Origin of the sequence: Gardnerella vaginalis, assembly GCF_001563665.1 — a bacterium.
Classification (GTDB): Bacteria; Actinomycetota; Actinomycetes; order Actinomycetales; family Bifidobacteriaceae; genus Bifidobacterium; species Bifidobacterium vaginale_A.
The window spans coordinates 72,082-81,967 of record NZ_KQ961858.1; the positions used below are offsets into that span (position 1 = coordinate 72,082).

5 protein-coding genes and 1 tRNA gene are annotated in these 9,886 nt (G+C 41.8%); 3 read left to right on the forward strand and 3 right to left on the reverse strand.

The features are described from left to right. Positions 1-36: 36 nt before the first annotated feature. Positions 37-4,059 (forward strand): DNA-directed RNA polymerase subunit beta', encoded by a 4,023-nt coding sequence (locus tag HMPREF3230_RS03125; RefSeq protein WP_075523506.1) that lies wholly within the window; start codon positions 37-39, stop codon positions 4,057-4,059. Positions 4,060-4,364: 305 nt separating this feature from the next. Here HMPREF3230_RS03125 and HMPREF3230_RS03130 read toward each other — a convergent pair whose 3' ends face one another. The 3 genes from HMPREF3230_RS03130 to HMPREF3230_RS03140 form a co-directional block, all read right to left on the reverse strand. Further along, on the reverse strand, positions 4,365-5,990 hold the full coding sequence (locus tag HMPREF3230_RS03130) for an MDR family MFS transporter (RefSeq protein ID WP_075523518.1): 1,626 nt from the start codon (positions 5,988-5,990) through the stop codon (positions 4,365-4,367). 343 nt (positions 5,991-6,333) lie between these two features. After that, positions 6,334-7,320, reverse strand: coding sequence for an aggregation-promoting factor C-terminal-like domain-containing protein (locus HMPREF3230_RS03135; protein WP_075523507.1), 987 nt, complete (start codon positions 7,318-7,320; stop codon positions 6,334-6,336). A 306-nt stretch (positions 7,321-7,626) separates the two neighbouring features. Next, positions 7,627-8,022, reverse strand: coding sequence for a thioredoxin family protein (locus tag HMPREF3230_RS03140; protein WP_075523508.1), 396 nt, complete (start codon positions 8,020-8,022; stop codon positions 7,627-7,629). A 233-nt stretch (positions 8,023-8,255) separates the two neighbouring features. Here HMPREF3230_RS03140 and serS point away from each other — a divergent pair, with 233 nt between their 5' ends. Beyond that, the gene (gene serS / locus HMPREF3230_RS03145; protein ID WP_075523509.1) at positions 8,256-9,542 is read left to right on the forward strand and encodes a serine--tRNA ligase; all 1,287 of its coding nucleotides are present in this window, start codon (positions 8,256-8,258) and stop codon (positions 9,540-9,542) included. A 131-nt stretch (positions 9,543-9,673) separates the two neighbouring features. Further along, positions 9,674-9,758 (forward strand) — tRNA-Ser (locus tag HMPREF3230_RS03150). The last annotated feature ends 128 nt before the right edge of the window (positions 9,759-9,886 follow it).

A 9,886-nucleotide genomic window follows, 5' to 3' on the forward strand; every position in this document is an offset into this window, starting at 1 on the left:
TAAAACGTTAAAAATTTCACAGACAGGACAATAAGAGTGCTGGACGTCAACACATTTGACAAATTAAGGATTGGACTGGCTACCGCTGACGACATTCGCGGATGGAGCCACGGTGAAGTAAAGAAGCCAGAAACCATTAACTACCGTACCTTGAAGCCGGAGAAAGATGGTCTGTTCGGTGAGCAGATTTTCGGACCGACTCGAGATTGGGAATGCGCATGCGGCAAATATAAGCGCGTGCGTTTTAAGGGAATTGTTTGCGAACGATGCGGTGTAGAGGTTACTCGTAGCCGCGTTCGCCGTGAGCGCATGGGTCACATCGAGCTTGCAGCTCCTGTGACACATATTTGGTTCTTCAAAGGCGTGCCAAGCCGTTTAGGTTACTTACTTGGTATTGCTCCGAAGAATTTGGAGAAAGTTATCTACTTTGCAGCTTATATGGTTACAAGCGTAGATGTTGAGCAGCGTCATCAGGATATGCCTGACTTGCAAGACGAATTTGACACCGAGATTTCAAATCTTGAAAAGCGCCGCGATAATGAGATTGAATTGCGCGCTAAAAAGGTTGAAGAGGACTTGCGTGAGCTTGAGGAATCAGGCGATACCAAGAGCGGTACCAAAGCTAAATTGCGTGCAAGTGCAGAGCGCGAAATGTCCACAATTCGCCAGCGTTATGACGAACAAATTAAGCGTTTGGATGCAGTATTCAGCCGCTTTAAGGAAATTCGTCCAGGAGATATGGAAGGCGATGTGGACTTGTGGCGTGAAATGGAAGATCGTTACGGCGATTATTTCCAAGGCTGCATGGGCGCTGAAGCTATTAAGAAGCGTTTGCAAGACTTTGATTTACAGGCTGCTGCAGACGAACTTCGTGAAGAAATTGATAGTGGTTCTGGACAGCGTAAAGCTCGCGCTTTGAAGCGTTTGAAAGTTGTGAACGCATTCTTAACTACTGGTAATAAGCCAGAAGCTATGGTATTGGATGTTATTCCAGTAATTCCACCAGACTTGCGACCAATGGTTCAGCTTGATGGTGGTCGTTTCGCAACTTCTGATTTGAACGATTTGTATCGCCGTGTAATCAACCGTAACAATCGTTTGAAGAGGCTGATTGAACTTGGTGCCCCTGAAATCATGCTTAATAACGAAAAACGCATGCTTCAGGAAGCAGTTGATTCTCTGTTCGACAATGGTCGCCGTGGACGCCCAGTAACTGGCGCATCTAATCGTCCATTAAAGTCACTTTCAGATATGCTTAAAGGTAAGCAAGGCCGATTCCGCCAAAACTTGCTTGGTAAGCGCGTAGATTACTCTGGTCGTTCTGTAATTGTTGTTGGTCCAAGCCTTCGCATGCATCAATGCGGTTTGCCTAAGCCAATGGCTTTGGAACTCTTTAAGCCATTCGTTATTAAGCGTTTGGTAGATCAGGGATTTGCTCAGAATATGAAGAGCGCTAAGCGATTAGTAGATCGCGGTGATTCTGAAGTTTGGAGCGTTTTGGAAGAAGTTATTTCCGAGCATCCAGTACTTCTTAACCGTGCTCCTACTCTTCACCGCTTGGGTATTCAAGCATTTGAGCCAATTTTGGTTGAAGGTAAAGCAATCCACCTGCCACCACTTGCTTGTGCAGCATTTAACGCTGACTTCGATGGTGATCAGATGGCAGTGCATCTACCTCTTTCTGCTGAAGCTCAAGCTGAAGCTCGTACTTTGATGATGGCATCAGATAATATCTTGAAGCCGGCAGATGGTCACACTGTGACTATGCCTTCTCAGGATATGATTTTGGGTCTTTACTACTTGTCTACAGTAATTGAAGGCGCTAAGGGTCAAGGCCGCGTATTCTCTTCTCTTGCTGAAGCTCAAATGGCTCTTGATAAGCATGAGATTGATATGCAAGCTAAAGTCTTGATTCGCATGCCTGAAGATTTCGTTCTTCCTGAAAATTGGGAGCCGAGCGATTTGAAGGTTATTGAGCCTGAAGCTGGTAGCCCAGATGTTGTTCATGAAGAGCGTTTCAAGGATGGAACTGTTTTGTTTGCAACGTCTTATGGACGTGTGCTTTTCAACGAAACTTTGCCAGTTGATTATCCATTCGTCAATGAGCAAGTTCCTAAGGGTGTTCTTTCTAAGATTGTTGACGATATTGCTACTCGCTATCCAACTGCACAAGTTGCTGCTACTTTGGACGCTTTGAAGGATCTTGGCTTCACTCGCGCTCCATGGTCTGGAGTAACTATGGCGTTCTCGGATATTGTGCTCCCACCAAATCGCGAGGAAATTGCTCAATATTATGAGAATCAGGCAGCTAAGATCAACATGCGTTACGAAACAATCGGTGATTTAACTGATGAGGAACGCCGTCAAGAATTGATTAACTTGTGGACTGAGTGCACAGATAAAGTTGCTGAAGCAATGCGTGAAAACTTCCATGACGATAACAACGTTAACATCATGGTTCAGTCTGGAGCGCGTGGTAACTGGATGCAGATTCGTCAGATTGCGGGTATGCGTGGTTTGGTGGCTAATCCTAAGGGTGAGATTATTCCTCGTCCTGTGAAGTCTAACTACCGCGATGGCCTTTCAGTCTTGGAGTACTTCATCTCTCAGCACGGTGCTCGTAAGGGCTTGGCAGATACCGCTTTGCGTACTGCAGAATCTGGTTACTTAACTCGTAAGCTTGTTGATGTTTCACAGGAAGTTATTGTTCGTGAAGAAGATTGCGGAACTAAGCGTGGTCTTAACATGAAGATTGCAGATCGTGATGCTGATGGCAATTTGACGCTTGTTAAAGCTGCTGATGGTGGACCATATTCTCGTTTGCTTGCTGCAGATGTGATAGATCCTGTAGATGGCGAAACTGTTTTAGCTAAGCGTGGAGATGCGCTTTCTATGCAGGTTCTGCGCGATTTGGTTGCTCATGGCGTAGAAGAAGTTAAAGCTCGTTCTGTGCTTACTTGCGAATCTAAGCGTGGAGTTTGTGCAAAATGCTATGGATGGTCTTTGGCTACTAGCCGACTAGTAGATGTTGGTGAAGCTGTTGGTATTGTTGCAGCACAGTCAATTGGCGAGCCTGGTACTCAGCTTACTCTTCGTTCCTTCCACTCTGGTGGTGTTGCTTCTGCTTCCGATATTACTCAGGGTCTTCCTCGTGTTACGGAGCTTTTTGAAGCTCGTACTCCTAAGGGTGAAGCTCCAATTGCAGAGTTCTCTGGAACTGTTGAGATTCAAGATACTCCAGGTCAAGGCCGAGTAGTCAGGTTGATTCCTGATGATTCTACTGTTGAGCCAATTGAGTATCCTGTAACTCGCCGCGCTCCAATGTTGGTAAGAGATCATGAGCATGTTGAGGTTGGTACGCAATTTATTGAAGGTTCTGTTGATCCTAAGAAGATTTTGCGAATCCTTGGTACTCGTGCTGCACAAGTCAACATTGTTGAGGAAGTTCACAATGTGTATCGTTCTCAGGGTGTAGATATTCACGATAAGCATATTGAGGTTATTGTTCATCAAATGCTTCGCCGTATTACTGTGATTGATTCAGGAGATACTAATTTGCTCCCAGGCGAGCTTATTGATCAGACGAAGTTCCGTGAGATTAACCTTGAAACCGTGAAGAATGGTGGCAAGCCTGCTGCTGGTCGTCCAGAGCTTATGGGTATCACTAAGGCTTCTTTGGCTACTGATTCTTGGCTTTCTGCTGCATCGTTCCAGGAAACTACTCGAGTTCTTACTGAAGCTGCTTTGAGCCAGAAGGAAGATGATCTTAAGGGCTTGAAGGAGAACGTGATTATAGGTAAGCTCATTCCTGCTGGTACAGGTTTGTCGCGTTACCGTAATTCTAATGTTGACGCAACTCGTGAAGCTCGTGAGAAGATGTATCCAAACTTCGGTTTGAATAATCAAGACAGCACTCCGTCTAACTTTGGTGAAACAGATATGGCGGATGTTGATTTCGCGAATATTGATTTCGGAGACATGAGTCTTAACGATGATTTCAACCCTGATGATTTCCTTGACGATCAAGGTGGTCAGAGTGATTACAACGATGAGTTGTAAACATTAGTTGAAGATTGAAATTTAAGCTCAGCTAAGTGGATTGTTAATGCGATTCACTTAACTGAGCTTTTTGTTTTGATTTTGTTTTGATTTTAGTTAAATTTTGGGGAATAACCTTAAATTTTAGTTTGATTTTAGTTTGATTTTAGTTTGATTTAGAACGTTGATATTTTAGAGCTTTAGTAATATAACTTTGCACTTAGCACTTTAGCAACAGAACCATAGAACTCTAGAACTCTAGAAATATAGAACTATAGAACCATAGAACCATAGTACTAGCACGTTAGAGCTTTAGTAATAAAACTCTAGTATTGAGCGTGAGTGTGATCGTGCATCACGTCTTTATTTTCAGAAGCATGCGGAATATGCAATACTTTCATTCTTGCAATCGCTCTTCGCGCCAGAGCGTGAGCAGATCCTGCACCTTCGCCTTTAATTCCAAAAATCACGATTGCTGCCATAATCGCTGTAATAATAGCGCTAATTCTAAGAGTCCACTGTACTCCAAAAATGCTTGCAGCTACGTCTGCAGCATGCCCTGAGCCTGCATAAGCATGTTTCCAGGTAGTTAGTGCAGTCATTGTTACAACTAGCACAGGAGCGCCAATTGCGCCCCAAAGTTGGCGCATTGTATTAGTTACAGCAGATCCATCTCCAAGTTCTTCGTGCTGTAAGCAATTTAGCGACCATGTTGTTATAGGCATGAGCAAGAATCCCATGCCAATCTGCCTAGTGAATTGCCAAATAGAAATCCACCAAATCCATGTGTGCATATCTATAAGACTCATCATAACCGTGCCGAAAAGTAATATAAGAGATCCTGCCATTGCAACAGGTCTAACGCCGAGTCTGTCAAGCATACGACCTCCTGCGAATTGTGAAATTGCCATTCCAAATGCGCCCGGAAGTAATATAAGACCACTCATAGTTGCGCTAAATCCGCGATCGTCTTGGATATAAAGCGGTATAAGTACCATAATCGAGCTGAAAGCGAAGAATGTTAAGCAAGCACAAATAGTTCCGATTGTGAAGTATTTATTTTTCAATACACTTAAGCCAAGGAGGGGGAGTTTTCCACGTTTTTGTTCGAGTAATTGCCTTGTTACGAACCATATGATTCCGATTGATCCGATTATCATAGGAGCAAACGCCATTGGGTGAGTGATTCCGTATGCTTCAATATTTGTGAATCCAAACATAACTCCGCCAAACCCGATAATTGAAAGGCTTACGGAGAAGAAGTCTGCTTTAGCTGTTTTATCTTGTTCGCCGAAATTATGTAATAGGAATGTAGAAAGAATTATAGAAATAATACCTATGATTGTTAAGGAGAAGAATATTGAACGCCAACCGTTAAAATCTGTTTGTAAACCTCCGATAGTTGGTCCAATTGCAGGCGCAATACTCATTGCCATTCCAACGCTTCCCATTGCCATTCCTCTTCTAGTTAGTGGGAAAACGGAGAATACTGTGATTTGTAACACTGGCCACATAACGCCTGTTCCAACTGCTTCTAGAGTGCGTCCGATTAGCGCCATAATGAAGTCGTTGCTGAGCCAAGCGAATATAGATCCTATTGTGAATAAACACATAGATGTTATTACTATTTGTCTAGTTGAAAATCTTCTTGTTAAGAATGCTGTTAGTGGTACCATAATTGCCATAATCAGCTGGAAGATTGATGTAAGCCATTGTCCGGTTGTGACGTTTATGTTGAATTCTCGAACAATAGTCGGTAGTGCTGCTGTTAGCTGTAATTGAGCGAAGTTGCCTATAAACGTTATGAAAGTGAGTATTGCTAAAGAGATTAAAGCAGGACGAGTTAAGTGATTGTTGTTGTATGCTTCTTCACCTGTTAAAGCGTGGCTTAGTTTATTTTTATTATGCTTATTTCTAGTTGATTTTTTACTGTTAGGCGAAATGTTTGCAATAGAAATATTGCTAGATTTATTACTAGAAGATTCAGCATGGCTCGATTCAGCATGGCTCGATTCAGCATTGTGCAAAGATTTTTTATTTAGCCATGATGATAACGTCACGTTTTAATCCTTTCATAAGATAGACAGTCTTTTAAAAGCCTTCTGTTTTACTTCTAAGAGAAGACTTATAACGAAGTATAAAAGCAAAGCGAAAACTTAAGCGAAAACTTTTTATATCAAAGACAAGTAAAGACTTAAGTGAATCCGATTTAAGTGAATCCAACTCAAGTAGATTTTGCTTGAATCTAAATCTTACTCAAGCTAAATCTTGCTCAAGTAAATTCTAACGCGCTAATCAGTAGTTGTGGTGTTTCATCCAATAGCTATAAGCGCCTTGAATTGAGCCGTATCTTCCATTGCAATAATTCCAGAACCATCTAAGCTGAGTTTGATAGTTGGTTGCCCAATCAGCGCCTGCTGAAGACATTTTCCTACCGGGAAGAGCTTGTGGTAAACCGTATGCTCCAGAAGGATTCATAGCATTAACGCGCCAGCCGGATTCATGTGTAATAATAAATACTGTAGCTGTAAAATCTGCTTCACTGTATCCATTTGAAATAAGCCAATTATGCGCCCATTCTTGCATTTCTCCTGCCGGAACAGTTGTGCCAATGCTAAATTCTTCTGCAGAATCCGCTCTAGAGCCACCAGTTCCCACAAGTACTACTTTATCTGTTGGAGCTTTTTTAACGTAAGATGCAAAGATATTAGACGAAACAACTTTATTTCCAGCATGTCTAACTATTTTCGTTGTTTCCATAACACCGTTAGCACCCTCTTGTTGTACTTTCTCAGTACCTTTTGGAAGGGAAGTGGTTTCCTTCTTAACAGTGTTAAATGCAATAGGCTCATCTGATGTTTCGAGTTTAGCGCCAGTTCGTTGAATGTTAATAACAGTGGATTCACTAACTTTTGTATCTAGCGAAGGAGTTACTACATCATGAGGTTCAAGAGTGATATCTCCGGCTTTTAACACGGAACGCACGTCAGTGAATTTAGTTCCTAAAACAGTGCGGTTATGCCCGTTTATAACAACAGTAACGTATGAAGTGTTGCTGTTAAGCACATCACGAGTAGCTCCACGGGAAACAGTATTAAAGTCTTCTGTTGCTGAATAAGAAGTTACGGCAGTTGTATGGGAGGTTGTTGACTCGTAAAAATTTCGAGAAACAACGCAAAGTACCACTAGAGCTACTACGCTTGTGATTGCTGAAATCACCATAATCCATTGGCGAATACTAAGCGATGTAAGCGTGACTGTATGCTTGCGGTGACTTGCCATATCCCTCCCACTCTTGAATGAACTTTAGCTAGTTTTGTGATTAGTTTTCAATCAATAGCTGAAAATACAAACTGTTTATATTCTAATATCACGTAAAGAGAAGGGCAGTATTTCAAGGATTGATTGATTTTTATTTTAATCACTGTTTAATATTGTTAGTTTGCTGTTAGATTTGTTTTTGCTTTAATGTTTTTACTTTCCGTTATTTGTTTTTTACTTTTTGTTTAACGTTTTCGTTTACCTGTTTAACGTTTCTGCTTTTCGCTTTTTGCTTTCGTTTTCTCTTCTTTGTTGTTGCTTTTGCTGTTAGTTTTCGTTAGTGTTACCTGCATTAGCTGCGTTATCTTCATCTTCTGCGTTATTTTCGGCTTCTTCTTTCACAACGACTTTCTTAGCTTCGTTTACAACCATTTCTAAATCATTTTCGCTTATAGATCCTTTGTGATCCCATATTTCTAAGCGATTTTTTATGACTTTAATAGTCGGAATTGAACGGATCCCAGCTTCTTGAGCTATTTGTTGATTTTCGTCAATATCTATTTTAATAAAAGTTATTTCTGGATGATTATCACTAACCTTCTCGTAAATCGGTCCAAAAGCTCGGCATGGAGCGCACCACTTCGCCCAAAAATCCACGAAAACAATTTCGTTAGAGTTGATAATCGAATTAAAATCTTCTTGTTTTGCGTGTATAACTGCCATTTTTACTCCTTAATATTAGTTTGTATGAAATTTTGTTTGCAATTTTGTTTGCAATTTTGTTTAATCTTCAAAATCGTATTAAGTTTTAGTTTTTCAACATTGAATCTAACTTAACACATTTTAATTCAATCAATAAAAGCAAGTATACACTATCTCTTATTCAATCAATAAAAGCAAGTATACACTATCTCTTATTCAATCATCTGTCTTCTTACGGCATTACTCTAGGAAACATGCTTGATATCCAATTTATTCGTGAACATGCCGACATTGTAAAGGAATCGCAGCGTAAACGTGGCGAGTCTGTTGAATTAGTCGATGAAGTATTGCGCGCCGATGATTTGCGCCGCACGTCATTAAAAGCGTTTGAAGAAGCTCGCTCGCAGCAGAAGGCGATTGGTAAAAAGGTTGCATCTGCAAATGAATCTGAAAAAGCTGCTCTTATTGCAGAAACTAAAGAATTAGCTCAGAAAGTAGCTGAATTTAAAGCCGAATCCGAAAAAGCTACTGCAGACTACACAACAGCTATGTGGAAGCTTTCAAACATTGTTGAAGATGAAGCTCCAGAAGGCGGAGAAGACGACTACGTTGTAGTTAAGAAGGTTGGTACACCTCGCGATTTTGCAGCTGAAGGTTTTGAGCCTAAAGATCATTTAACTCTTGGTACAGGCGTTGCAGGAATTGATATGCGCAGAGGTGTAAAAGTTGCAGGCTCTCGTTTCTACTTCTTGCGTGGTTCTGTTGCTCGTTTGCAAATCGCAATGCTTACAATGGCTGTAGATCAAGCTGAAGAGCATGGTTTTACTCTTGCGATTACGCCAACTCTTGTTCGTCCAGAAGTTATGCGCGGAACTGGTTTCTTAAATTCTCATGCAGATGAAATTTATCGCCTTCGTGAACCAGACGATCAGTATTTGGTAGGTACTTCTGAGGTTGCTTTGGCTGGCATGCATGAAGATGAAATCCTAGACTTAAGTAACGGTGCTTTGCGTTACTGTGGATGGTCTAGCTGCTATCGCCGTGAAGCTGGCGCTGCTGGTAAAGATACATCTGGAATTATTCGCGTGCATCAATTCGATAAAGTTGAAATGTTCGTATATTGCAAGCAGGAAGATTCTCGCGCTGAGCATCAAAAGCTACTTGGAATGGAACAAGAAATGCTTGCTAAAGTGGAAGTTCCTTACAGGATTATTGATACAGCTGCAGGAGATCTTGGTTCTTCTGCTGCTCGTAAGTTTGATTGCGAAGCATGGGTTCCAACTCAGGGACGCTACCGTGAGTTGACTTCTACGTCTAATTGCACTGAGTATCAAGCTCGCCGTTTGAATGTGCGTGAGCGCATGGAAGATGGTGGTACTCGACCAGTGAGCACTTTGAATGGTACTTTAGCTACTACGCGCTGGCTTGTGGCTATTCTTGAGAATCATCAACACGAAGATGGCTCGATTGATATTCCTAAAGCTATGCAGCCTTATATGGGTGGCAAAGAGGTGATTGAGCCAACTAAGTGGGAAGCGTGAGTGTAACGTTTCGCGCGTTGTGAGTGTTTGGAGTGTTTCATTCTAACGTTGCGAGTGTTTCGTTCCATGCATGATGATATGCTTTCCACTTGTGCGTTGTGAGCAGATTTATTTGTGCTCTATGCGCCAATGGATGGGTGTCCGAGCGGTCTAAGGAGACGGTCTTGAAAACCGTTGTAGGGAAACCTACCGCGAGTTCGAATCTCGCCTCATCCGCGAATAGGGTTTCTAGCAAATCGTTAGAAGCCCTTTTTTCATGCTGAAAACCCTTGAAATATCAACGTTTTTGGCTTGTTTTCAGTGTTCTTGGGTTTGTGAGGTGTGGGAATTACTTACCTCACAGG

Coding starts and splice junctions, on each gene's coding strand:
- HMPREF3230_RS03135 (WP_075523507.1), bottom strand. CDS start 7,320: ATGGCAAGTCACCGCAAGCATACAGTCACGCTTACATCGCTTAGTATT.
- serS (WP_075523509.1), top strand. CDS start 8,256: ATGCTTGATATCCAATTTATTCGTGAACATGCCGACATTGTAAAGGAA.
- HMPREF3230_RS03140 (WP_075523508.1), bottom strand. CDS start 8,022: ATGGCAGTTATACACGCAAAACAAGAAGATTTTAATTCGATTATCAAC.